The sequence below is a fragment of the Brachybacterium subflavum genome (genome assembly GCF_009299795.1).
Classification (GTDB): Bacteria; Actinomycetota; Actinomycetes; order Actinomycetales; family Dermabacteraceae; genus Brachybacterium; species Brachybacterium subflavum.
Genome location: NZ_VIGP01000001.1, coordinates 214,884 through 239,349, shown reverse-complemented (window position 1 = coordinate 239,349; position 24,466 = coordinate 214,884). Strand labels below are relative to the sequence as shown.

Here is a 24,466-nt window from a genome sequence, read left to right as displayed (position 1 = left end):
GGAAACCCTATCGGATACCGGTGGCGAGGCCGGACCGTCGTCCCGGGGCCCGTCGAGCACGGGCTTCACGCCGGCATCGGGCCGGCGCCGGGCCGACGCCTCAGGCCGCCGCCGGCTCCTGCTGCGCGTCGCGCCGGCTCGGCCCGCCCTTGTGGGCGTGCCCTCCCGTGCGGTGGTGGCCGAGGATGATCAGGAGGAGCCCCACGACCACCCAACCGCCCAGGACCAGCCAGGGCTGCACCAGGCTCGCATCGGGGAAGTAGGAGAGGTCGCGCACCAGGGTTCCGGTCGCGCCGGGCACGAAGAGCTGACCGATCTCGCCGAAGGGCCCGGGCAGGAACTCCTTCGGGGACTGCGCGCCGGAGATCGGGTTGCCGATGAGCATCGTGATCAGCGCGCCGACACCGATGCCCGCACCGCCGATCAGACTGTTCAGCCCCACGATGAGGCCCACGGTGCCGGCGAGGCTCAGCGTGACGGCAGCCCAGAGCTCGAAGGCGGGGGCCGGCGCGAACCCGAACCAGGCGTCGAGGATGAGCACCATCGCCAGCCCGCCGACCACGGCGTACACCACGACGCCCAGCAGTCGACGCCAGCTCCCCTTGAGCCCGAAGGACATGAGGGAGCCGCCCACGATGCCGCCGATGGTCAGCGGCAGGGAGGCCACGGCGAGGCCCGCGCCCTGGGGGTCGTCGTCGGAGAGCGGCACCACGTCGGTGATCGTCGGACCCTGGAGACCCGCCTGCGCGGCGCCGATGATCGACCCGAGCTGCTTCTGCATCTGCTCCTGCATGGCCGAGGGGTCGCTCCCCTGCTGCGCCTGCTGGTCGCCGGACTGCTGGGACGATCCGTCGGTCGTCTTCTCCTGCGCCTGGGAGAGCCCGGCTTGCGTCTGCGCGGCGACGATGCTGCGTCCGGTCTGGCCGAGCATCGTGGAGACGGAGGTGTTCGCGGCCGATGCGGTGAGCACCTCGAGCTTGTCGTCCTCGGAGGCGGGCAGCACGAAGGCGCCGTAGGCCTCGCGCTCCTTGATGTGCGTCACCGCGTCGGAGCGGTCGCCCACCCGTGTGAACTCGAAGGGAAGATCCTGTCCGTTCTTCTCCGCGGCATCACCGACGGCCTGCGTGAAGTCCTCGAAGTCGGACTGGGAGGCGACCACGTCGACCGTGACGTCCTTGGCCTTCGACTCGTAGGTGGGCCACAGGAAGGCCAGCAGCACCACGGTGATCAGGGCGGAGGCGATGAGCCCGAGGCCTACGGCCTTCCCCCAGGGCGTGGGGGCGGGCTTGGAAGGTGCGTCGCCGGAGCTCGCAGCGGCGGCAGAGGGCGTCGCGGCGGCAGAGGCCGCGGGCGCGGTGGGCAGTGCGCCGGGCGCGACCCCGTCATGGTCCGAGGAAGTCTGCGACGAGGCCGACGACGGCTCCGGCGCGCGGTGGGTCCCCTCCTCGTGCTGCTGCGCGGCGGCGTCACGCTGCTGCTGCGCCGACACGTCCTTGCGGTGCGTGTGCTCCTGAGCCATCCATCTCCCCTGATCTGCTGTCGAACGGCCGACTCCGGACAGCGGGTTCCGGGCGGATCGTTCTTCGAATGAACGTTCTGAGTATGAGGTCTGCCCCGCAGACACACAACCAGAACGAGCGTTCTCTATGATGGGCATCATGCCGAGGATCACCGAGGAGCGCCGTGCCGCCCAGAGAGCACGGATCGTCGACGCGATGCGGGACGCCGTCCGCGAGAAGGGCATCAGCTCGGTCTCGATGTCCGAGGTCATCGAGCGTTCGGGACTCTCCGCCGGGGCGATCTACGGGTACTTCCCCTCCAAGGACGACATCCTGCTCGCCGTCGCCGAGGGCCTCGCGGCCGATCGCCGCACCGAGCTCGAGCGCGTGATCGCGTCTTCCCCGATCCCGCCGCCCTCGCAGGTGCTGCGCCTGCTGCTGACGACGATCCCGGAGTTCGCCCGCGACGGCACCCTGGTGCTGCAGGTGTGGGCCGAGGCGGCGCGCGACCCTCGCGTGCGCGAGGTCTTCGTGGGCGTCCTCTCCACGCTGCAGACCACCATGGAGGAGTATCTGACCTCCTGGTTCACCCAGGAGCAGCGCGCGGATCCGACGGCAGACGCGCGCGCCTCGACGCGGGTGATGGCCGCTCTCGTCCAGGGCTTCCTGGCGCAGTCCGCGCTACTCGAGCAGGCCGATGCCGTCGCGTTCTCGCGCGGCGTCGCCGCACTCCTCGGCGAGGAGCTGACGGAGGCGGACTGATCAGACTCGCGAATCCGTCACCTTGTCGTCCCGCAGCCCCTCGGCCCCGCAGCCCGTTCAGCTCTGCAGTCCTCGCGCTCTCAGCACAGCAGACGCGCGTGCTTCTCCCCGATGGCCGCGACGGCCAGCGCCCGCGCATAGCCCGCCTGGTCCAGCAGGTGCAGACGGTCCCCGCCCTCGCGCTTCTCCCCGTCGTAGAGGTCCGTGCCGGGATCGCGGCGCGACCACAGACGATCGGCAAAGGCCTGGGCGATCGCGCGGCCGGGGATGCGGTCGCCGACCACGGCCTGCGCCATCACCAGGTTCGTGGTGAGGATCGCGGCGAACTGCAGGGGCTGATCGTCCAGGCCGCCGCCGTCCTCGAAGGGCGCGTATCGGCGCACGACCGCATCGGCGAGGTCGATGGCCCGGTCGCGGTGGGCCCGTCGCCCGGTGATCTCGAAGAGGAGGGCCTCGGTGCCCAGCGGCACCCCCTGGTTGTAGCTCCAGAAGGTCCTGTCGATCGTGCCGTCGGGCGCGATGTTGTCCCAGAACAGCCCCTCGTCGGCCAGCAGGGTCCCCCGGGCCCAGGACACCCAGCGCTGCGCGTCGCGGAGCATGGTCGAGTCCCCCGTGATCTGGTGCAGTCGCAGGGCGAGCTTCGCCGAGGGGACGGTGGAGACGGTGTTGCGACCGCTCTCGTCGCCGGCCTGGGTCCAGAAGATGCCACCGGGGCTCGGGGCGTCGGGGTCGGTGTCCTCCCCCGAGCGCAGCAGCTCGAGGATCGCTCGCGCCCGCTCCAGGTTCCCGCGCCTGTCGCCGGCGATCAGATGCTCCTCGACGTCCTGCAGGCCCACCCAGGCGTTGTCGTCGTAGTACATGTCCCCGTGCGGACCCTGTTCCCGATCACAGGCGGCGGTGCATCCGGGCAGGCCCGTCTCGCCGCCCGCCGCGTACCAGTAGGCCTGCTGGGCGTCCTCGAGCGCACTGCGGAACCGGCGGTCCTGCGCGGGTTCGGAGGCGAGGGCGTAGGAGAGCTCGCAGGCTGCCGAGCGGGCCTGGGACAGCGGCCAGCAGTAGGAGCAGTCGGGATCCCCGTCGCGGCGTGGGTAGAGCTCGGAGAGCATCGGGCTGGGCGCGGGGAGCGAGAAGTTCAGCTGCAGCGCGCGGACCGCACGGCGTGCGCGCCGACGGCGCTGGGCCGTCGAGAGGCGATCCCCGGATCTCTCCGGCCGATGCGGCGAGGCAGGGGCTGCACCGCCCGTCGTGGCAGCACCGCCCGTCGGGGCCGCGACCGCCGCCGCGGCCGGCAGCAGGGCGCCCGCGCACACCGCGGCTCCCAGCAGTGCACGGCGGCCCGGCTGGCGACCCGGACGGCCGCCCGCACCGGCGGGCTCCACGGCTCGGGGATCGTGCGGGGCGGGGTCGAAGGTCTGATCTGCCACGGCGGACTCCTCATCGAGTGCGCGGCGCACGGCCGGGCGCCGCATCGCCGCTCACGCTAGCGACCCGTCGGCCCGAGGTCCCGGCTTCACGGGAACCGTTCCGATTCGTACCGATACGCGGGGGCTCGGATCGGAGGGCGCAGGCAGGCCGACTTCCCGATGCCCGGCGTCGGCCGATGCCGCGGCCGCCGCGTACCGTGGATCCCATGCGCGCGATCACGATCACCGAGGACCACCGCCTCCAGCTCAGCGATATCCCCGAGCCCGAGCCCGCCGACGGCGAGATCCTCGTGGACGTCGTCGCGGCCGGTGTGAACCGCGCCGACCTCGCGCAGACCGCCGGGAACTACCCGCCCCCTCCCGGGGCCTCGGAGATCCCCGGCCTCGAGGTCTCCGGTCGCCGCCGGGACACCGGGGAGGAGGTCGTCGCGCTGCTGGCCGGCGGCGGATACGCCGAGGTCGTCGCGGTGCCCGAGGCGCAGGTGCTGCCCGCCCCGTCGGCCCTGGAGCTGCACGACGCCGCCGGTCTCATCGAGGTCGCGGCGACCGTCGTCTCGAACCTCGTCATCGAGGCGGACCTGCGCCCCGGAGGCCGCACGGACAACCCGTGGCCGCGACTGCAGGGCGAGCCCGCTCCCGGCCCGCAGACCCTGCTGGTCCACGGCGGCACCGGCGGCATCGGCTCGTTCGCGATCCAGTTCGCCCACGCGCTCGGCGCGCGGGTGCTCACGACCGTCGGGTCCGACGAGGCCGTGCGCACGGCGCAGGAGCTCGGCGCGGACCTCGCCTGGAACCGGCACACGACCGATGTCCCCGCCGCGGTGGGCGAGGCCGGCGGGGCCGACGTGATCCTCGACGTCGTCGGCGGGCCGACCCTCCGCGACAACGTCGGGATGCTGCGCGAGCACGGCCGTCTCGTCGTGATCGGCACGATCGGCGGGCCCCGCGGCGAGCTCGACCTCGGCGCCCTGATGGGCCGACGGGCGCGCGTCATCGGCACCACGCTGCGCTCGCGCCCGGTCGCGGAGAAGCACCTCATCGTGCAGCTCACCCGAGAGCTCGTGTGGCCGATGCTCGAGGACGGCTCCGTGCATCTCCCGATCCAGGCCCGCTTCCCCCTCGCCGACGCGGCGCAGGCGCACACGATCCTGCAGGAGGGCGGGCACCTGGGCAAGGTGATCCTCGACGTCAGGGACTGACGGCGCTCGCTGCTACGGTCCGACCATGTCCGATGCCCACGATGACCTCGTCCGCGTGCACGACGCCCACCTGCACAACCTGCGCCATGTGAGCACGACGTTCCCGCGGGGGCGCCTCGTCGCCTTCACGGGGGTGTCCGGATCGGGGAAGTCCTCGCTCGCCTTCGGCACGATCCACGGGGAGTCGCAGCGCCGCTACCTCGAGTCGATCGCCCCGTTCGCACGTCGGCTGATCGGCAGCGCCATGGACCCGCGCGTGGAGTCCCTCACCGGGCTGCCGCCGACGGTCGCCCTCGAGCAGCGCACCAGCGGAGGCGGCGCGCGCTCGAGCGTGGCCACGCTGACCACCCTGTCCAACGCCATCCGCCTGCTCTATTCGCGCGCCGGCGAGCACCCCTCCGACGTCCTCGAGCACGGCCATCCCGCCCACGGCGGCCGGCTGCTCGCCGAGGCGTTCAGCCCGAACACCACCGAGGGCATGTGCCCGACCTGCCGCGGCGCGGGCGTGCTGCACGAGCCCACCGAGCGCTCGATGGTCCCCGACCCCTCGCTGAGCATCGACGACGGCGCCATCCAGGCGTGGCCGGGCGCCTGGATGGGCAAGAACTTCCACGACATCCTCGCGACGCTCGAGGTCGCGCCGATGGACGTGCCCTGGCGCGACATCCCCCGCGAGGCGCGCGAGTGGATCCTGTTCACCGACGACCAGCCCGTCGTGACCGTCCATCCGGTGCGCGGCGTCGACCAGGTGCAGCGCACCTACGAGGGCCGCTGGCAGTCGGTGTCGCGCTACCTGCGCAAGGTCGTGGACACCTCGGGGTCGGAGTCCTCGCGCGGCCGTGCGCTGCGCTTCCTGGAGACCATGACCTGCCCCTCCTGCGCGGGGCACCGACTGAGGTCCGATGCCCTGAGGGTCACTTACCTGGGCGAGCCGATCCACTCGCTCATCGCCCGCAGCGCCCAGGCCGTCCTCACCCTGATCGAGTCCCGCGACCAGGCGCTGCGCAACGGCGCGGACTCCCGCACCGAGACTCCGGAGGCGGAGGCCGAGCGTCTGCTGCTGCCCCACCTGCTGCCCGTGCTGCGCACGATGGTCGGGCTGGGGCTGGGCCACCTGCAGCTGGACCGCGCCGCACGCACCCTCTCCACGGGCGAGCTGCAGCGCCTGCGACTCGCGTCGCAGCTGCGCTCGGGCCTGTTCGGCGTCGCGTACGTTCTCGACGAGCCCTCTGCCGGACTGCACCCGAGCGAGAAGGGCATGCTGCTGGACCTGTTCGACCGCTTCCTCGACGAGGGGAACTCCGTGCTGCTCGTCGAGCACGACATGCATCTCGTCGAGGCCGCCGACCACGTGGTGGACCTCGGTCCCGGCGCCGGCGTCGAGGGAGGTCTGGTGCTGCACTCCGGAGCGGTCGACGAGCTGTCCGAGGTCGCCGGCTCGCGCACCGCCGCATACCTGGGGAGTCCGCTGCCGCCTCTGCGCACCACCGACGAGGCCCGCTCCCCCAATGGACGCCTCGTCCTCACCGGCATCACCGCCCGCACCCTCCGCGACGTGGACGTCGAGGTCCCGCTCGGCACCTTCACGGCGATCACCGGAGTGTCCGGCGCGGGAAAGACCACCCTGCTGAGCGACGTCATCGCCTCCGAGCTCGGTCGTCACGTGCGCACCACGGTCGGGGACGAGACGCTCGACGGCGATCCGCGCGAGACCGGCGGGGCCCACCCCGCGGGGCAGGAGGCCACGGCGCGCATCCGGGACGTGCAGGGCGCTGAGCAGGTCGACCGGCTGGTGCGGATCACGCAGAAGCCCATCGGCCGCAGCCCCCGCTCGTGCCTGGCGACCTACACGGGGCTGTTCGACCACGTGCGCAGGCTGTTCGCCGACACCGAGGAGGCGCGCCGCCGCGGGTGGGGCGTCGGCCGCTTCTCCTTCAACGTGGTGGCAGGCCGCTGCCCCACCTGCCAGGGCGAAGGCCAGATCGAGGTCGAGCTCGTCTTCCTCCCCGGCAGCTTCACCCCCTGCCCCGACTGCCACGGCGCCCGGTACAGCGCGGAGACGCTCGAGGTGACGTGGAACGGGCGGAGCATCGCCGAGATCCTCGACCTCTCGGTGCGCGAGTCCCGCGCGGTCTTCGAGGGTGAGAAGCGCGTCCTGAGGGCCCTGGAGGCGCTCGACGCGATCGGTCTGGGCTACCTGACGCTCGGCCAGAGCGCCACGGAGCTCTCCGGCGGGGAGGCGCAGCGCATCAAGCTCGCGACCGAGCTGCAGCGCACCGCGCGCGGGCACACCGCCTACCTCCTGGACGAGCCCACCTCGGGTCTGCATCCCGCCGACGTCGACCTGCTGGTGGCGGAGCTGAATCGGCTCGTGGACGGCGGCTCGAGCGTGATCGTCGTCGAGCACGACATGCGGGTGGTCGCGCAGGCCGACCACGTCATCGACCTGGGACCCGGAGCGGGCGAGGACGGCGGCAGGATCATCGCCGAGGGCACACCCGCGCAGGTCGCGGCGTGCGAGGACTCCGCGACGGGACGGTGGCTCGCCGCGCACGCGGCGGGATGAGCCCGCGCTCCGGGGTTCGCGAGCCCCGGAGCCCGGCAGGCGCCCCTCAGCCGACGACGCCGCGCAGGACCTCGGCGGCCCCGTCGTTCCAGACGTCGAGGGTCACGAGGTCCGCGCTGTCCTTGACCCCGTCGACCGCCTGGCCCATGGCGATGCCCGTGCCGGCCCAGCGCAGCATCTCGACGTCGTTGAAGCCGTCGCCGATGGTCACGGTGCGCGAGGTGTCGATGTCCAGGCGCGCGCGCACGGACTCCAGCGCGGTCGCCTTGGAGACGCCCGGCGCGGCCATGTCGAGCCAGGCCGTCCATCCGATCGCGTACTGCACGCCGTGGACCCCGGACTCGTCGATGAGCTGCGCGAACTCCTGCGGGGTGAGGTCGGGGACGTGGACGACCACACGCACCGCCTCGAGCACCAGCAGCTCGTCGAGCTCGGTGGGGATCGCCTCGACGCCGAAGCTCGCGTCCTGGAACCCGGGCGTCGCGTAGAACGCGCCGTCGACCGTCTCGACCGCGTAGTGGGCGTGAGGGGCTACCTCGCGCAGGGTGCGCAGGGCCTCCTCGGGCTGGAAGGCACGGGTCTCCAGGACGTGCCAGCCCTCGTCGGCCGACGGGTCGAGCTCGATGGTCACCGCGCCGTTCGAGCAGACCGCGTACCCGCGCTCGACGCCGGCCATGCGGGCGATCGGCAGCGTCGCGCCGAGAGAGCGTCCGGTCGCGATCACCACGCGCTGCGCGGATGCCGCGGCGACCAGGGCGTCGTGCACGCCGGGAGACATCTCGCCGTCGTGGTCCACGAGGGTCCCGTCGACGTCGAGCCCGAACAGGACGCTGCCGTCCTCGCCGCCCCGCAGCGGCGCGAGCGCCTCGCCCAGCCGCGTGCGCACGTGCTCGATGCGGGCGATGCGGTCGTTCTCGGTCTCCGTCATGGTCATGGCCTCGAGCCTGTCAGGTGCGTCTGACGAACGGGTGAAGGACAGGCGGCGCAGGCCCCTGCCCAGGCGCCGCAGCGCGCTCGGCAGCAGCCCCGAGGTGCGGGAGCGTCCGCGCCGCATGTCAGGACTGCACCTCGAAGACCTCGCGGCCGCCGAGGTACGGGCGCAGCCCCTCCGGCACCACCACGGACCCGTCGGCCTGCTGGTGGTTCTCGAGGATCGCGACGATGAATCGCGTGGTCCCGAGCGTCCCGTTGAGGGTCGCGACGGGCCGCAGGCCGTCCTCGGTGCGCTCGCGGATGTTCAGCCGGCGCGCCTGGAACTGGGTCGTGTTCGAGGTGGAGGTGAGCTCGCGGTAGGTGTTCTGGCTGGGCACCCAGGCCTCGCAGTCGAACTTGCGGGCGGCGCTCGTGCCGAGGTCCCCGGCGGCGGTGTCGATGATGCGGTAGGGCACGTCGATCTTCGCCATCATCTCGCGCTCCCAGTCCAGGAGGCGCTCGTGCTCGGCGTAGGAGTCCTCGATCCTGCAGAACGAGAACATCTCGACCTTCTGGAACTGGTGGACGCGGATGATGCCGCGGGTGTCCTTGCCGTAGCTTCCGGCCTCGCGGCGGTAGCAGGTCGACCAGCCGGCGTAGCGCAGCGGCCCGTCGGAGAGGTCGAGGACCTCGTCGCGGTGGTAGCTCGCGAGCGCGACCTCGCTCGTGCCCACGAGGTAGAGGTCGTCGTCCTTGTCGAGGTGGTAGACCTCGTCGGCGTGCTCGCCGAGGAATCCGGTGCCCTCCATCGACTCCGGGAGCACCAGGGTGGGGGTGATCATCGGGGTGAAGCCGGCCTTCGTGGCCTGGTCGATCGCCGCGTTGAGGATCGCGAGCTCGAGCTGCGCGCCGATGCCGCGCAGGAAGTAGAAGCGGGCGCCGGAGACCTTCGCGCCGCGCGCCATATCGAGCGCGCGCAGGCCCTCGGCGATCTCGAGGTGATCCTTCACGGGGAAGTCGAAGGTCGGGTTCTCGCCCACGACCTCGCGGACCGCGAAGTCCTCCTCGAGGCCCTCGGGGGCGCCCTCGGAGATGTTCGGGATGACGCGCAGGGCGGCCTCGCGCTCCTCGGCGGCAGTGTGCGCCTGCGCGTCGAGCTCCTTCACGCGGGCGGCGAGGTCCTTGACCTGCGCGAGGAGCTGCTGCTTCTCCTCGCCCTGGGCCTTGGCGACCTGCTTGCCGAAGGCCTTCTGCTCCGCGCGCGCGTTCTCGAAGGACGTGGTCGCCTCGCGCCAGCGCTCATCGGCCGCGAGCACCGCATCGACGGTGGAGGGGTCGCGCCGACGGGCCTTCTGTGCGTCACGGACCAGGTCGGGGTTCTCGCGCAGGAGCCGCAGATCGATCATGCGTTCCAGGGTACCGGGGCTCGGGGGCGGTTCCGTGCGCCCGGGACGGGATGGGATGCGGGGAACAGGTCGGGGAGCGGTCGACGGCGGGGCGGGTACGGCGGGGCGGGTGGGGCGGCGGGGCCGACGGCGGGGCGGTCGGGCGGACGGTGCGTTCGATGTCGCCGTCGAATGGGGAGGACCGACGGAGTGCTGGTCAGAGCGCCGCCACCTCGGGACATCAGGCCGAATTCTCCGATTTATCCACATTCTTGTCCTCGCTGTTCACAGGGCTCCGAGCGGCCCGTAGGCTCGAGTCAAAAGATGGATCCCCGCAGGTGGCGCGGCATTTCTCCGTGTGTTCTGCGCGGGGTGAGCACGGGGATCCGTCCCACGCACGGAGCTCGGGAGGTGGTGAGGACGATGACGTCGACGGTGACGCAGGATGACGACTCGGCCGCGCCCGCGCTCGAGCTGGTGCGAGCGGAGGATCCCGCGCAGCTGCTCGCCGACGCCCACGCCGCCCTCGCTCGGGCCTTCGCCCTCCTCTCCCCTGCATCCCCGGACGTCCTCGACGACTCCGGAGCCTCCGTCGGCGCCGCGTCCGCGCCCTCCGTCGGCGTCGACTCCCTGCTCGCCTCGATCGAGGTCACCGAGCAGATCCTCTCCCTCGCCGGTGCGACGCAGATGAGCGCGTCGGTGGCCTTCCGCGCCGCCCGCATCGACCAGCAGCGTGCCGACGGCGTGCCCCGCAAGGACCTCGGCAAGGGAGTCGCGGAGGAGATCGCACTCGTCCGCCGCGCCTCGCCCGCCCGCACCCGCAACCACCTGGCGCTCGAGCGGGTGGTCGTCGAGTCGATGCCGAGAACCCTGGATCTGCTCGCCCGCGGGGAGATCTGCGCCTGGGCGTGCGACGAGGTCGCCAAGGCCGTCATCTGCCTCGAGGACGAGGACCGTGCGCGCGTGGACCGCGACATCTCCGCCCAGCTGCCCGAGGTCTCCCCCACTCGGGCCGGAGTGCTGGCCCGGGCGCGCGCCGACGAGCTCGATCAGGCCGCCGCCCTCGCCCGGAACGAGCGCGAGGTCGCCGACCGGCACGTCTCGATCCGGCCCGCCTCCGGCTCGACCGTGCGTCTGAGCGCCCTGCTGCCGCTCGTCGAGGGCGTCGCCGTGTACATGGCGCTGGACCAGGCCGCCTCGACCGCCCGGTCACAGGGCGTCGAGGGCACCCGCGGCCAGCACATGGCCGATGCCCTGGTCGCCCGCGTCACCGGCCGGCAGGAGCCGGAGAGCATGGATATCGAGATCCAGCTGATGATGACCGACCGCGCCCTGCTGGACGAGGCGGACGACGTCGCCTGGATCGACGGCCACCCCGTTCCCGCCGGCATCGCACGTCGCTTCGCCCTCCACGGCGATCCGGACGAAGACAACACCGCTCAGCGCTTCGTGCGCCGCCTGCTCACCGACCCGATCAGCGGACGCCTCACCGCGGCCGACGAGACGCGCCGCCGCTTCTCCGGCCCGGAGCGCCGTTTCATCGAGATCGCCGACCAGACCTGCCGCACTCCCTGGTGCGAGGCGCGCATCCGCCATATCGACCACGTCGAGGGCTTCGCCGAGGGCGGCCCGACGCGCGTCGACAACGGCGCGGGACTCTGCGAATCGTGCAACTACCTCATGGAGACGCAGGGCTGGATCGAGCAGATCGGGGCCGACGAGGACCACGACGCGGGTCGGGCACACGGCACCGACCGATCCGACGGACTCGATGTGCCTCCCGACCGCACGCTGCGTCTGACCACCCCGACGGGCAGGACGTTCACCAGTGCCCCTCCCCCTCTGCGATGGCCCCGTCCGGACCTGGACACCAGCGCGAGCAGCGACACGCATCCTCCCGGTCCCCGTGCGGAGCCGCCGTGAGGAGCGAACCCGCGGGCTCAGCGAGCGCAGTCGGCGCGCGTACTCAGCGAGCAGAGTCGGTGCGCGCCTCGTCGAGGGTCGCGGCATCGGCGCAGGTAGTCTCGGAACATGGATCTGAGCACCGTTCTCGCGATCGTCTCGATCGCCCTCAGCGTGATCGTCGTCGTGCTGCTGGCCGTGGTGCTCGTGCACGTCCGCGCCCAGCGCCGCCAGGTCGATGAGCTCTCGCGCGCCCGGCGCGACGGGGCGGCCCTGACCAGCGAGGGGCCCGCGTTCTCCCACGTCGCGGTGGTCATGAACCCGTCGAAGCACGACGACCCTGAGCAGTTCCGCGAGCGGCTGCGCACGATCGCCGAGAGGCTCGCCGGTCTGGAGCTGCACTTCCACGACACCACGCGTGAGGACCCGGGCCACGGGCAGGCCGCACAGGCTCTCGCCGATGGCGCGGACCTCGTGATCGCGGCAGGGGGCGACGGAACGGTGCGCGAGGTCGCCTCGGCTCTCGCCCACTCGGGCGTGCGGATGGCGATCCTTCCCGTGGGCACCGGCAACCTGCTCGCCCGGAATCTCGACATCCCCCTCGATGACCTCGAGAAGGCGCTGCGCGTCGCACTCCTGGGCGGCGACAGCATGGTCGACATGGGCTGGATGCGCATCGGCGATTCGTCGGCCGAGATCGCGACGGCGGAGAAGATGGCGTTCCTCGTGATCGCCGGCGTAGGCGCGGACGCCGAGGTCATCGGCTCGACCGACCCGAGGATGAAGAGGCGCATCGGCTGGCCCGCGTACGTCGTGGCGGGGCTCGACAAGATCTCCGGCCGCGCCTTCTCCGCGCGGATCACCACACCGTCCGGGCGGAGCGTCGACGTCGATGCCCGCACCGTGCTGATCGGCAACGTGGGCCGCCTGCCCGGCGGCATCGTCCTCATGCCCGACGCGACCGCGGACAACCACCGCCTCGACGTGCTCGTGCTCTCCTGGCGCGGCGCGGCGGGGCTCAGCCAGATCATCGCGCGGCTCGTCCAGCCCGCACTGCATCCCAAGCCCCAGCTCTCCACGATGGAGCAGGCGCTCACCACGAGCGTGAGCGTGGTGACATCCAAGCCCCAGCCCGTGCAGCTCGACGGGGACACGGAGCGGAAGGCGACCCACCTGCTCGCCGAGGTCGACCCCGGCGCACTCATCATGCGCACCCCGTCGACCGTCGAGGACCGCGCCGTCGAGACCGAGAAGCAGCAGGTCGGACCGCATGTCACGGAATCGGAGCCGATCGCCGGAGGTGAGGACCCGACGGACCCCGAGGAGGGGCCGACGGACCGCTCCGAGGAGCCGGCGGGTCGCACGGCGGAGCGGCCGGATCACGCGGGAGGATCGACGAGCCGCACGGTCACGGAGCCGGCGTGATCATCCTGCTCAGCTCGCCGACCCAGCGGCTCGCGTCGTCGTAGGACTCGTCGGCCGTCGCGGTCTCGACCGTCGGCCGCATCCGATCCGCCCGCGGGTAGGAACCGAGGTAGATGACCTTGGGGCACATGCGGTGCAGGCCGCGCAGGGCGCTCGCGACGCGCCGGTCCTCGAGGTGGCCCTCGGCGTCGATGGAGAAGGAGTAGCGGCCCAGGGCATCGCCGATGGGGCGGGACTCGATCCGCGAGAGGTTCACGCCGTTGGCGCTGAACTGCTCGAGCATCTCGAGCAGCGCGCCCGAGCGGTTGTGCGGCAGGTGCACAACCAGCGTCGTCTTGTCCGCGCCCGTGCGGGCGGGGATGCGACTGTTGCGGGTGACGACGACGAAGCGTGTCTGGGCGCCCTTGGTGTCCTCGATGCCGCGGGCCAGGACCTCGAGCCCGAAGTGCTCGGCGGCGAGAGGTGAGCAGATCGCGGCGAGGCCCTCGGCCTCCTCCTCGCTCGCCTCGGCGATGGCCTGGGCTGCCCCCGCGGTCGAGGAGGCGGGTTCGACGGCCGCGTCCGGGAGGTTCTCGCGGATCCAGCCCTGCACCTGCGCCTGCGCGTGGGTGTGGGAGGCGACGGCGCGCACCTCGGACAGGTCCATGGGCCGCTTGGCGGCGAGCACGAAGGTGATCTGCACGATCTGCTCGGCGATGATCGTGATGCGATCGTGCGAGGCCAGGACGTCGAGCGTGCCGGAGACCCCGCCCTCGACGGAGTTCTCGATCGGCGCTGTGATCGCGTCGATCTCGCCGTCCACGAGCGCGCTCGTCGCCGTCGCGACCGACGTGAACGGGATCAGCTCGGCGCCGGCGCGCTGCTCCTCGGGCACCTCGGCGAGGGCCTGCAGGAGCGCCTGGTGGGTGAAGGTCGTCTCGGGGCCGAGGAATCCGTACCGCATGGGTGCAGGGTATCGGCGGCGGGCCCCGTGCGGCGCCACGGTCCAGGCCTCAGCTGTGGGGAGCCCGGTCGCCGGAGCACCGCAGCGTCCGAGCGCCGGAGCCGGCGTCACACATCGGACTCCTGCGGCCACGGGCCCTGCCCGAACCAGTAGCGCCGGTGCCCGGCGACCGAGCTCTCGTACTGCCCGCCGTTGCGCTCGATCGTGCGGCGCGAGGCCACGTTGGTCTCCGCGCAGGAGACCAGCACGGGATCGATGCCCAGGTCGGCGGCCTCCGCGAGGCCCGCGGCGAGCGCGGAGCCCGCGACACCACGACGACGGGCGGAGGGCCGGACCGAGTAGCCGATGTGCCCGCCCTGGGCGAGCAGGAAGGCGGTGAGGCGATGGCGCAGGGCGAGGAAGCCGAGCACCGGGCCGCCGTCCTCCCAGGACGTGTCGACGATCCACCGGTACGAGCAGTGCACGCGCCCGGGAGGCGGAGGGATCGCCATGTCGCCCTCGGCGAGGCGCTGGTCCAGGTACTGCGCGAACTCCTCGGGCGTGGGCTCGGGGGCCGGACCGCCCACGTAGCCCGAGCCGTCGATCGGGCCGTCCGCGAAGTCCCGCACGCACGCGGCCCAGGGCTCGAAATGGGTGGGATCGGGGGCGACCAGGCGGATCATCGGGCCAGGGTAGTCCCGCCGCCGTTGCCGCCGCCGCTGTCGGTGCCGCCGTGCCTGCCCTCTCCGCTCGGATCCAGCGCGAGCTCCCAGCGCTCGACCCGTCGCCGGGCGTCACCCGGGTGGCGTTCGTACCGGCTCGTCGGCCTGGCCCCGGCTCCGCGGGCGACTCTTCGGGACGCCTCGTTCTGCGGTGCGATGCGCAGGATGAGCGTGCGGATGCGCGGATCCCCCGCTGCGACCTCGCGCAGTGCCCGCACGATCCCAGCGCCCCAGCCGTGCCCACGATGCGGGGCGAGCACCCAGTAGCTCATGTCCGCCTGACCGCGATCCAGGCCCGGTCCGAGCAGGTGCAGTCCTCCCCCGCCGACGACCCCGCCGGTGGGGCCGGCGGTAGGTCCTGTCCTGGGTTCGGAGGTCGGCTCGGCCGATGGGTCGGCGGGGATCGGGCGCGCCGCGAACTCCCGGACGGGTCCCTCCGGCCGCCACCGCTGCGCGCGCTCGAGGAACTCCGCGAGTCCCTCGCGCTCCCACCGGCAGCCGAAGACCTCCTGCGCAAGAGCCCGGTCCTGCCCGGCGAGAATGTCGTCGGCGTGCAGTGTCCCGAGACGCTCGAGGCGCACGGAGCGTTCGACCCCGTCGGCTCCCTCCGGACGCACCATCAGAACGGCGTCACCCCTCGAGCGGGACGAAGTCGAACTCCTGGAAGGCGGCGACCTCTGCCTCCCAGCGCTCGGCGACGAAGCCCTGGTGGTCCGGGTGGGCATCGTAGGCGGCGTAGGCGTCACGGCTCGCGAAGCGCATGGCGAACTGGAAGCGGAAGTCGCTCTGCTCCCCCACCTGCCGGGAGGCGGTGAACTCCTCGACGCCCGGGATCGCGGGCAGGATGCGCCGGGCGTCGTCCAGGAAGGTCTGCTCCTCGTCGGAGCCGGGCGCGTGGGCGAGGGTGAAGCAGACGGTGTGCAGGATCATGCGAGGCTCCTCGGGAGCGGGCCGAAGCGGAGGTGGGGCGCCGATCGCCCCCGACGATGCGCAATCTACCGGCACCACGCGTCCGCGCCGCGACCAACGGGGTGGGCGCCCGCCCCGTGCGGCCTTCTACGATCATCGGGTGACCTTCCCTCCGCCGGCCCTCCGCCCTCGCCCGTCCTCGGCGCCCGCGCCCCGGCGGCTCGGCCGCGCGGCCCGTCCGCTGCTGCTCGCCCTCACTCTCGCCCTGCTCGCCTCCGTGCTGCTGCCCGCGCTCGCTCCCGCGGCCGCCCGGGCCGACGGCACGAAGGGCACCGCGGCACCCGCCGCCCCCGCCGCCGTGCAGGGCCCGTCGGACCAGCCCGTGGAGCTGGTGCTCGCGAGCGCCGGGCTGAACTGGGAGGACATCTCGGAGGCGACGCCGCATCTGCAGTGCCTCGCCGAGCGCTCGGGCACCGCCGCGATGAGCATCGGCTCGATGACTCCGCTGACCCCCACTCGCCGCCAGGGGATGGAGACGCTGACCAGCGGGCACCTGGGGCTCGCCTCGCAGTCCCACCGCACCGCGCGCTCCCCGCAGCCCGCGCAGGACCTGGTCTCCGCGCTGCCCGACGCCCCTGAGGTCGTCTCCCTGGACTCGCTGCCCGCGCGCGGGGCCGACGAGGGCCCCGTCGACCCCGCGTCGGAGCGCGGTCGCGCGCTCGCCGCGCTCGACGCCGAGGTCGGGAAGCGGCTGGATGCCGTCGGCGGCTGCGACAGCGCGGCGATGGGGCGGGTGCTGCTGGTCTCCGTCGCCCCCTACGACCCCGAGGACTCCGCCGCGGTCGAGGAGGGCCGCTCCCCCGCTCCCGGGCCCGACCGGCTGCAGGTCGTGATGGACACCGGGTTCGCCAGCGGGCCCCTGACCAGCGGGTCCACCCACCAGAAGGGCGTCGTGCTGCTCACCGACGTGGTGCCCACGATCCTCGAGAGCCACGGCGAGAGCGAGCCTGCGGGCCTGCCGGGGCAGGTCTTCGAGGGCACTGGGGCGAGCACCGGCGGGGCCGGCTCCGAGGGCTCGGACGCTTCCGGTGCCGTCGTCCGCGACACCGGAGGCATGCGGCTGGCCACCGATCGGTCGGCGGCGAACGTGCTGGTCGACGGGGCGACGTGGTGGGCGCTCGGCACCTGGCTGGTGCTGCCCGCGCTCGGCCTGCTGGTGCTGCTGATCCCGCGTCAGGCCGCACGCCGCCGGCTCGCGGGCCTCGCACGCGCGGCGGCCGTGTGCCTCCCTCTCGGTCCGGCCGCGGGGCTGCTCGCGGGGGCTGTGCCCTGGTGGCGGGCGGAGCATCCCGCGCTCGCGCTCACCGGCGTGGTGTGGGGCTTCGGCCTGGTGCTCGCGGCACTCGCCCTGCTCGGCCCCTGGCGCCGCGCCCGGTACGGTCCCGCAGGGGCGGCGGGGGCGCTGCTCGCCCTGGCCATCCTCGCGGAGTCCGCGACCGGCTCCCACCTGCAGCTGGGCTCCCCGCTCGGAGCGCAGGCGATCCGCGGCGGACGCTTCTACGGGATCTCCAACCACCTCTCGGGGATGGTGCTGGCGGGCACGATGATCACGCTGCTCGCCGTGTGCGCTCACCTCGCGCGGCCCCGCTCGCGGGTGCTCGCCGTCATCGGGATCGGCGCCGTGGTGATGGGCGTCAGCGCGGCGCCGACGATGGGTGCCGACTTCGGCGGGGTCCTGGTGCTGGTGCCGACGCTCGGGCTGCTCGCGCTCATGCTGAGCGGGATCCGCGTGCGCTGGTGGCATGTGCTCGCGGTCGGCGGGGCGGCGGTCATCGCCGTCGGCGGCGTCTCGGTGCTCGACTGGCTGCGCCCACCCTCCCAGCGCACGCACCTGGGACGGTTCGTGGACCAGGTGCTCTCCGGCGAGCTGCTCGACGTGGTCGCCAGCAAGGCGCAGCAGAACATCGACCAGGTCACCACGTTCTGGCCGCTGCTGGGTGTGCTGCTGGTGGCCGCCGTGCTCTGGCTGTGCTCGCTGGTCCCGGGGCGCACGCGCATGCGTCGCCTGGCGGCCTTCGACGCCCGGTACCCCGCCTCCCGGCCGGTGCGCATCGTCCTCGGTGTCGGGGCGGGCATCGGCTATGCGACGAACGACACCGGGGCGATGCTGCTGCTCGCCGCGCTCGTGGTCTCGGTGCCGCTGATCACGGCGATGCTCCCGGATCCGGCGGGTGGAGCGGACCGGGTCGACGGTGAGGCTCCTCCCGGATCGGCCGCCTACCATCGCTGACGTGCTTCTCCCCCGTCCGCCCCTCTCGCGCCGGGCCGCCCTCGAGGCCCCCCGCGCGGGTGCGCAGGGGGCGCTGCGCACCGCCGGGGGCCCCTTCCTGCGACCCGTCGTGCTGGCGGCGCTCTGCGCACTGCTCGCCATGGCTGCCCTGCTTCTGGGGCCGACGGGAGCCGCACGGGCCGACGCCGGCGGCACCGCGGAGAGCACCGAAGCGCCGGTCCGCCTGGTCCTCGTGACCTCCGGTCTGACCTGGGAGGACGTCTCCGCGAAGAAGACACCGCACCTGCAGTGCCTCGCCGAGAGCTCCGGCGTGGGCGCCATGAACACGACATCCACCACCGTGGTCTCCACGACCCGGCAGGGTGAGGAGACGCTGCGGACCGGCTTCCGCGGGCTCGCCGCGACGGCGCCTGCGAGCGCCGGCGTCCCGAATCCTCCCACGGACCAGCTCGCGCGGATCCCCGGCGGCACGACGGAGGTCGACGCGAGCGAGGACGTGCCCGTCGACCGCATCAGCGCGGCGCTCGGCGGTGATGCGGCGGGCGACGGCGGTGTCGGCGTCCTCCTCGTGGATCTCGGCTCCGCCGCCTCCTCCGACTCGGCAGCCACCTCGGATTCCGCCTCCGCCTCGGATCTCGCCGCGCTCGACGAGCGCGCGGGCCAGGTCCTCGACGCGGCGGGCGGCTGCGAGGCCGGCTCCGCGCAGCTCCCCCGCACCCTGATGGTCTCGGTCGCCGCGACCGATCCGGCCGATCCTGCGGCCGTCGAGACCCAGGGGTCGATCGCCTCGCGGACCGCCGGGCTGCAGGTCGCGATGGACACCGGCCACCCCGGGCAGGCGCTGACCAGCGGTTCCACCCATCAGAACGGGCTCGTCGTGCTCACCGACGTACTGCCCACCGTGCTCGAGAGCCACGGCGTCGAGCCGACGCTCACCCTGCCCGGGCAGTCCTTCGAGGGCGCGGACACGCCCGTCGGCCCCCCGCAGCTCGCGATGGACCGCTCGCTCGCCGCGCGGCTCGTCGACGGCGCGTCGCCGCCCGCGTTCTTCTCCTGGCTCTCGTTCGGAGTCGTGGGGCTGGTGCTGATGCTGGTCGCACCGCTGCGCCGGCGCGACCGCGTGCGGCATCTCGCCCGCTCGCTGCTCTCCATCGCGCCGCTCTGCTTCCCCGTCGCGCTGATGTCGACGCTCGTCCCGTGGTGGCGGTCCGATCATCCGTCCCTGGCGCTGACGGGAGTGGTGTGGGCCGGGTCCGCGGTGCTGTCGGTCCTGGTGCTCGCGGGGCCCTGGCGGCGCTCGCGCTTCGGCCCCCCGGGCGTCGCGTTCGCGCTGGTGGCGGGCCTGATCCTGCTCGAGTCGGCGCTCGGATCACCATGGCAGACGGGATCGCCCCTGGGCGCGAACGCCATCTCGGGCGCGCGCTTCTACGGCCTCTCGAACCACCTGTTCGGAATGGTGCTCGCGGGCACGCTCGCCGCCCTGGGCTGCCTGTTCACGCGCCTGCGCACGCCGCGGGCCCGGGTGATCGCGACGGTGGCCACGGGCATCGTGGTCTCGGCGGCGTGCGTCGCCCCGTCGATGGGTGCTGATTTCGGCTCGATGCTCGTGTGCGTGCCGACCTTCGGTCTGCTCGCCCTGCTCGTCTCGCGCATCCCCCTGCGCTGGTGGCACGTGCTGGGCCTGTATGCGGCGGGCGCGGTCGCTGTGGTCGGGGTGTCGGTGCTCGACTGGCTGCGTCCGCCCGCCTCCCGCTCCCACCTGGGACGCTTCATCGACGACGTGCTCGCCGGCGGTCTCACCACGGTCATCGCGCGCAAGCTCGGCCAGAACCTGCAGATGCTCGTGGACTATCCGGGGCTCGCGCTGGTGGTGCTCCTCGCGCTGCTCGCCTCGGTCGCGATCCTCATGCCGCGGCATCTGCGCTGGGCCGCACTCGCGAGGCTGGACCGGGAGCATCCGAGCTCCCGCGCGGTGCGGATCGCGCTCGTCGCCGGCGGGTGGCTGGGCTACGCGGTCAACGACACCGGACCGGTGCTGATCGCCGCAGTCCTGGGCCTCGGCATCCTCGCGTTCGCAGCGGTACTGCCCGCGGAAGAGGACGTCGCGGCCGAGGCCTGAGACCTCGGCCGCGTGATGCTGATGCTCAGTCGCGCCCGCGGTCCCGCTGTCCTTCGGCGTCGGCCTCCTCGACAGCCGACTGGACCACGAGCGAGGTGTACTCACCGGCGTCCATCGGCAGGTTGATGCGCTCGGGCACGCGCGGCACGCGGCGCTGGAGATGCGCTGCCATGATCACCGCGTGCTCGGGGGCGAAGGGGCCGTCCACGGGGGCCTCGTGCATGCGCCGACCCAGCTCGTGGAGGTCGGCGCCGGCCAGCAGCACCACGTCCTCGGGTTCGAAGGGGCCGTCGACGGGCAGCGCGCGCAGATCCTCGTCGAGGGCGGAGATATCGACCTGCTCGAGCTCGCGCGCATCCTCGGCATCGAAGGGACCCGATGCGGGGAGATCGGAGAGCGAGCGGGCCGACGATGCTCCGCCGGTCGTGTCGTCGAGAGCGACGGGGGTCGAGCCGCCGGCCGACGGGGGCTCGGTGGACGGCCCGGCCGCCGGTTCGGACTCGGTCGCCGGTGCAGGCTCGGTCGCAAGCTCCGGCTCCGGCTCCGGCTCCGGCTCCGGCTCCGGCTCCGGCTCCGGCTCCGGCTCCGGCTCCGGCTCCGGCTCCGGCTCCGGCTCCGGCTCCGGCTCCGGCTCCGGCTCCGGCTCCGGCTCCGGCTCCGGCTCCGGCTCCGGCTCCGGCTCCGGCTCCGGCTCCGGCTCCGGCTCCGGCTCCGGCTCCGGCTCCGGCTCCGGCTCCGGCTCCGGCTCCGGCTCCGGCTCCGGCTCCGGCTCCGGCTCCGGCTCCGGCTCCGGCTCCGGCTCCGGCTCCGGCTCCGGCTCCGGCTCCGGCTCCGGCTCCGGCTCCGGCTCCGGCTCCGGCTCCGGCTCCGGCTCCGGCTCCGGCTCCGGCTCCGGCTCCGGCTCCGGCTCCGGCTCCGGCTCCGGCTCCGGCTCCGGCTCCGGCTCCGGCTCCGGCTCCGGCTCCGGCTCCGGCTCCGGCTCCGGCTCCGGCTCCGGCTCCGGCTCCGGCTCCGGCTCCGGCTCCGGCTCCGGCTCCGGCTCCGGCTCCGGCTCCGGCTCCGGCTCCGGCTCCGGCTCCGGCTCCGGCTCCGGCTCCGGCTCCGGCTCCGGCTCCGGCTCCGGCTCCGGCTCCGGCTCCGGCTCCGGCTCCGGCTCCGGCTCCGGCTCCGGCTCCGGCTCCGGCTCCGGCTCCGGCTCCGAGGGATCGTCCTCCACGACCGCTTCCCCGGAGGATGCGATCCCCCAGGCATCGACATCGTCGGGGTAGCTGGCGGGCGCGGGATGCAGACGCGCGGACTCCGTCTCCGCTCCTGGCTCCGCCTCATCCGCGTGCGCGGTCGTATCGAGCCGCTGGGTCTCATCGAGCTGCTCTGCCACGCCGACCCGGTCGGTCGCGTCGCCCTGCGAGGGCTCGTCGACCTGCTCGGCACCCACGACCTGCTGGGTCGCATCGACCTGCGAGAGCTCATCCTCGGGCACTGCTCCATCGAGCGTCTGCGATGCGGGCTCGACGTGCTCATCCACGACGGGAGCGGCCATCGGCTCGACATCCGCTTCGGAGGGCGCATCGTCGGCATCGGCAGTTTCCTCGACGACGCTCGACTCCGCGGCGGCCTCCGTCGACTCCCCGGCGTCCGCTGGGGGCTCCTCGACACCGAGCGTCGACTCCTCGACGTCGGAGGGCGGCTCCTCCGCGACCTCGGGCGGATGCACGGTGCGACGGCGCAGCAGCGCGCGGGTGACGTCGCGCAGCTGGGCGGCGCGGTGCAGCTGTCCGGAGAGGTCTTTGCCGGTGGCGCGATGGCGCAGGTCGCAGGGCACCTCCTTCACCCAGAACCCGCCGGTCAGCGCGTCGATCGTCAGCGACGTCTCCACACCCCACCCGGGGGCGAGCGGCTGGCACGCCTCCCACGTCTCGCGGGTGATGCAGCGCGTGCCCGAGAGCGGCTGCTGCGGCTCCCAGCCGGTGATGCGGCGGATGCCGTTGCGGGCGGTGCGCACCACGATCCCGAAGCCGGCGGCGCCGTTCTGCGGGGGCAGCAGGGAGATCGCCATGTCGACGCCGTCGTCGAGGACGGCGTCCACGAGCGGTGCGGCGTTCTCGGCGCTGTCCTCCATGTCCCCGTCGAGGAACAGCAGCGCGCGGGAGATGAGGTCCGACGGGGAGATCACGGGCAGCGGACCCGTGTGGCCGGGCATGCGGGGCTCGGCGTGGAGCTCCTCGCGGAAGTCCGCGCCGCCGTCGGCCGCCTCGGTGTCCTCGCGCATGGCGATGACGCGCGCGCCGGTCGCCATCGCGGCGGCCTTCCCGCGGTTGGTGCGGTGGCGGACCACGAGCGCGCCGGCACCCGTGGCGACCGCCGCGGTCGCATCGCTCGAGCCGTCGTCGACGACCACCACGGTGTCCACGCGGTCGATGCGCTGGGCGGCGCGGATCGTCGCCTCGATGCGGTCGGCCTCGTCCTTCGCGGGGATCACCACGGCGACCGCCGTGGGACGGTCGGCCGCGAGCGGCCCCGCCGCGCTCATCGCAGGGTCACCTGGCGCGCGACGATGCCGCCCCGGGCCCGCCGCTCCATGACGGTGAGCGGAGCGGTGGTCCCGAGCGCCTCGAGGAAGCGGGCGCTGAACGCCTCCGCCTGTGCCTCGACTCCCTCGGCCCCGAACCCGGAGGGCAGGTCCCACACGGGGATGGTGAGCCCCTCGGCCCGGAAGGAGCCGACGTACTTCGTGCCCTCGCCGATGCCGGACTCGCGGCGCGCGTGCAGGCGGGCCACGGCGTCGACGACGCGGTCCTCGTCGGCATCGAGGACCCAGCGCAGGTGCTCCTTGGGGCCGGCGTCGACCCAGTAGGCGTGCTCGAGCCCCGCGACGGGGCGGGTCGGCATGATCTTGTCGTTCGCCTCCCGCAGGGAGGCCTCGACCTCGGCGGTGCGATCGGCCTCGGGATCGACCCAGAACTCGAAGGAGTCGTGGACCTCGATCGCGAAGTCGCCGTCGAGGTCCAGCACGTCCTGGAGGCGCGGGGAGCCGTCCTCGAGGGTGACCGTGGGGACCGGCGATCCGGGCTCGAGCGCGAGCGCCTGCACGATCGCCTGGCCGAAGGCGCGCGAGAGGTCCCCGCCGGGGACGCTCGCCTGCAGGCCCACGACGACAGAGCCGTCGGAGCGGCGGATCGCGGGCCAGTTCATCGGCAGGATCGTGGCGAGGGTGACGGCCTCGCTCCCGTACTCGGCGGTGGTCCGCGCGCTGATGGTCGCGGCGGGGATCAGCTGGCGCATCGCCACCAGATCCTGCTCCTGCGGCAGACCCTCGAAAGGACGGCGGACCAGCGCGTCTCGTGAGCTCGTCGACATGCCCGCCAGTCTACCGATGCGTCGGCCCGACGGAGGAGCGGGGCGCGCGGGCCCGTACCGGGCCCCGTGCCAGGCACAGCACCACGGCGCCGAGCAGCATCATCACGGGATACTGCACGACGAGCTGATCGGACAGCCAGTACAGGGCGAGCGTCGCACTGGAGGCGAGAGCGAGCAGGCGTGCGCCCCACCCCAGCGCGAGCCCGGCCCCGAGGGCCAGTTCGAGAACGGGGATCCCGATCCCGAACACACCGGACAGCGGGGCCATCACGTGCTCCGCGAACAGGCCGAACACCTCGGGCACGCGCGGAGTGGACCGCGCCCCCTCGACGACCAGGCCGATGTCCGCTGCGCCGAATCCGGCATGCACCTTCACCGCGCCCTCGACCAGCCAGAGCGCGGCCAGGACGAGGCGCGCGACCAGCGCCGCGCCGGCGGCGGCCGACGCGGCGCGCCTCCCCCGATGCGCCCGCCCGCTCCCCGGGCTCACGACAGCGCGGCGCTGCCGAACACGGCCTTGGCCTTGTCGCAGTGGACGACCACGTGGTCGTACTGCGAGAGGTCGACGCCCTCGACGGAGAACGTCTGCTCGGCCGAGTCGTACGCGACGTCGCCGAGCTCCATCCCCGAGCCGACGGCGGCCTCGTCATCGCCCTTCGCGAGGTAGAGGTGCAGGTCGGGACCCTCGTCCGAGGAGAATCCGCTGAGCATGAGCTTCCCGTCCTCGATGCTCACCGTTCCTGCGACGCTCTTGCCGTTCGCCCCGGCGAAGCTGCCGTGGGCCATGGACATGGCCATGTCGCCGCCCATGTCGCTGCTCATGTCGCCTCCGCCGTCGGACGCCATGCCTGCGTCGCCGCCTCCGTCGCTCGACTCCATCGCCGACGAGCCGTCCTTCGCCGCGCCGTCGTCCATCGAGCCGCCGGAGCCGGAGCCGCAGGCGGCGAGGCCGGCGGCGAGCGCGAGCGCTCCGGCGCCGAGGGCGGCGCGCTGCAGGGTGCGGGTGATGCGCATGGGAGTTCCTCCTGTGTCGAGGGCCGGGATGCTTCCCGGCCCGGGCGTCGGCCCGATGC

General features: G+C 73.4%; 19 protein-coding genes. 7 read left to right on the top strand and 12 right to left on the bottom strand.

The annotated features are described in order from the left end of the window. Nucleotides 1-100 precede the first annotated feature (100 nt). Entirely contained in the window at nt 101-1,519 is a 1,419-nt protein-coding gene (locus tag FHG10_RS01030; RefSeq protein ID WP_193636144.1) for an ABC transporter permease, read from the bottom strand. Between the two features lie 139 nt (nt 1,520-1,658). Between FHG10_RS01030 and FHG10_RS01020 the strand changes: the two genes are divergently transcribed. Then, complete coding sequence (locus FHG10_RS01020; RefSeq protein ID WP_193636143.1) at nt 1,659-2,261, top strand: TetR/AcrR family transcriptional regulator; 603 nt, start codon at nt 1,659-1,661, stop codon at nt 2,259-2,261. A gap of 80 nt (nt 2,262-2,341) precedes the next feature. Here the strand turns inward: FHG10_RS01020 and FHG10_RS01015 are convergent, their stop codons facing one another. Beyond that, the gene (locus FHG10_RS01015; RefSeq protein ID WP_193636142.1) at nt 2,342-3,685 is read right to left on the bottom strand and encodes a glycoside hydrolase family 76 protein; all 1,344 of its coding nucleotides are present in this window, start codon (nt 3,683-3,685) and stop codon (nt 2,342-2,344) included. Between the two features lie 206 nt (nt 3,686-3,891). On the opposite strand from FHG10_RS01015, the gene FHG10_RS01010 reads away from it, so the two are divergent. Together FHG10_RS01010 and FHG10_RS01005 are read left to right on the top strand one after the other, a co-directional pair. Next, nucleotides 3,892-4,884, top strand: a complete 993-nt coding sequence (locus FHG10_RS01010) for an NAD(P)H-quinone oxidoreductase (protein ID WP_152351479.1) — start codon at nt 3,892-3,894, stop codon at nt 4,882-4,884. 25 nt (nt 4,885-4,909) lie between these two features. Further along, nucleotides 4,910-7,450 (top strand): excinuclease ABC subunit UvrA, encoded by a 2,541-nt coding sequence (locus tag FHG10_RS01005; RefSeq protein WP_152351478.1) that lies wholly within the window; start codon nt 4,910-4,912, stop codon nt 7,448-7,450. A gap of 46 nt (nt 7,451-7,496) precedes the next feature. Here FHG10_RS01005 and FHG10_RS01000 read toward each other — a convergent pair whose 3' ends face one another. Together FHG10_RS01000 and serS are read right to left on the bottom strand one after the other, a co-directional pair. Beyond that, complete coding sequence (locus FHG10_RS01000; RefSeq protein ID WP_227487950.1) at nt 7,497-8,504, bottom strand: HAD family hydrolase; 1,008 nt, start codon at nt 8,502-8,504, stop codon at nt 7,497-7,499. Between the two features lies 1 nt (nt 8,505). Beyond that, entirely contained in the window at nt 8,506-9,768 is a 1,263-nt protein-coding gene (serS, locus tag FHG10_RS00995) for a serine--tRNA ligase (RefSeq protein ID WP_152351477.1), read from the bottom strand. 414 nt (nt 9,769-10,182) lie between these two features. Between serS and FHG10_RS00990 the strand changes: the two genes are divergently transcribed. Then, nucleotides 10,183-11,670 (top strand): HNH endonuclease, encoded by a 1,488-nt coding sequence (locus FHG10_RS00990; protein ID WP_152351476.1) that lies wholly within the window; start codon nt 10,183-10,185, stop codon nt 11,668-11,670. 108 nt (nt 11,671-11,778) lie between these two features. Continuing rightward, complete coding sequence (locus tag FHG10_RS00985) at nt 11,779-13,074, top strand: diacylglycerol/lipid kinase family protein (RefSeq protein ID WP_152351475.1); 1,296 nt, start codon at nt 11,779-11,781, stop codon at nt 13,072-13,074. On the opposite strand, the gene pheA is transcribed toward FHG10_RS00985, so the two are convergent. The 4 genes from pheA to FHG10_RS00965 all read right to left on the bottom strand — a co-directional run bounded on the left by pheA (nt 13,058) and on the right by FHG10_RS00965 (nt 15,648). After that, nucleotides 13,058-14,017, bottom strand: a complete 960-nt coding sequence (gene pheA / locus FHG10_RS00980) for a prephenate dehydratase (protein ID WP_152351474.1) — start codon at nt 14,015-14,017, stop codon at nt 13,058-13,060. The genes FHG10_RS00985 and pheA overlap by 17 nt on opposite strands. 107 nt (nt 14,018-14,124) lie before the next feature. Continuing rightward, entirely contained in the window at nt 14,125-14,679 is a 555-nt protein-coding gene (locus tag FHG10_RS00975) for a GNAT family N-acetyltransferase (RefSeq protein WP_152351473.1), read from the bottom strand. Next, entirely contained in the window at nt 14,676-15,338 is a 663-nt protein-coding gene (locus tag FHG10_RS00970; RefSeq protein ID WP_152351472.1) for a GNAT family N-acetyltransferase, read from the bottom strand. Before FHG10_RS00970 ends, FHG10_RS00975 begins: the two co-directional genes overlap by 4 nt. 10 nt (nt 15,339-15,348) lie before the next feature. Continuing rightward, nucleotides 15,349-15,648: a Dabb family protein gene (locus tag FHG10_RS00965; protein WP_152351471.1), complete on the bottom strand. Its 300-nt coding sequence runs from the start codon at nt 15,646-15,648 to the stop codon at nt 15,349-15,351. 139 nt (nt 15,649-15,787) lie between these two features. Here FHG10_RS00965 and FHG10_RS00960 point away from each other — a divergent pair, with 139 nt between their 5' ends. Continuing rightward, the gene (locus FHG10_RS00960; RefSeq protein ID WP_152351470.1) at nt 15,788-17,917 is read left to right on the top strand and encodes a hypothetical protein; all 2,130 of its coding nucleotides are present in this window, start codon (nt 15,788-15,790) and stop codon (nt 17,915-17,917) included. Between the two features lies 1 nt (nt 17,918). Next, a complete protein-coding gene (locus FHG10_RS00955) occupies nt 17,919-20,036 on the top strand; it encodes a hypothetical protein (protein WP_227487949.1) in 2,118 nt (705 codons plus the stop codon). Nucleotides 20,037-20,061: 25 nt separating this feature from the next. Here the strand turns inward: FHG10_RS00955 and FHG10_RS18425 are convergent, their stop codons facing one another. Genes FHG10_RS18425 through FHG10_RS00930 form a run of 4 tightly spaced genes read right to left on the bottom strand, consistent with a single transcriptional unit; the run spans nt 20,062 to nt 24,407 of the window. Further along, a complete protein-coding gene (locus FHG10_RS18425) occupies nt 20,062-22,566 on the bottom strand; it encodes a glycosyltransferase (protein WP_319803194.1) in 2,505 nt (834 codons plus the stop codon). Beyond that, nucleotides 22,563-23,393: a DUF5926 family protein gene (locus FHG10_RS00940; protein ID WP_152351469.1), complete on the bottom strand. Its 831-nt coding sequence runs from the start codon at nt 23,391-23,393 to the stop codon at nt 22,563-22,565. Before FHG10_RS00940 ends, FHG10_RS18425 begins: the two co-directional genes overlap by 4 nt. Nucleotides 23,394-23,403: 10 nt before the next feature. Beyond that, entirely contained in the window at nt 23,404-23,883 is a 480-nt protein-coding gene (locus tag FHG10_RS00935) for a DoxX family membrane protein (protein WP_193636141.1), read from the bottom strand. Further along, complete coding sequence (locus FHG10_RS00930; RefSeq protein WP_227487948.1) at nt 23,880-24,407, bottom strand: DM13 domain-containing protein; 528 nt, start codon at nt 24,405-24,407, stop codon at nt 23,880-23,882. Before FHG10_RS00930 ends, FHG10_RS00935 begins: the two co-directional genes overlap by 4 nt. Between the last annotated feature and the right edge of the window lie 59 nt (nt 24,408-24,466).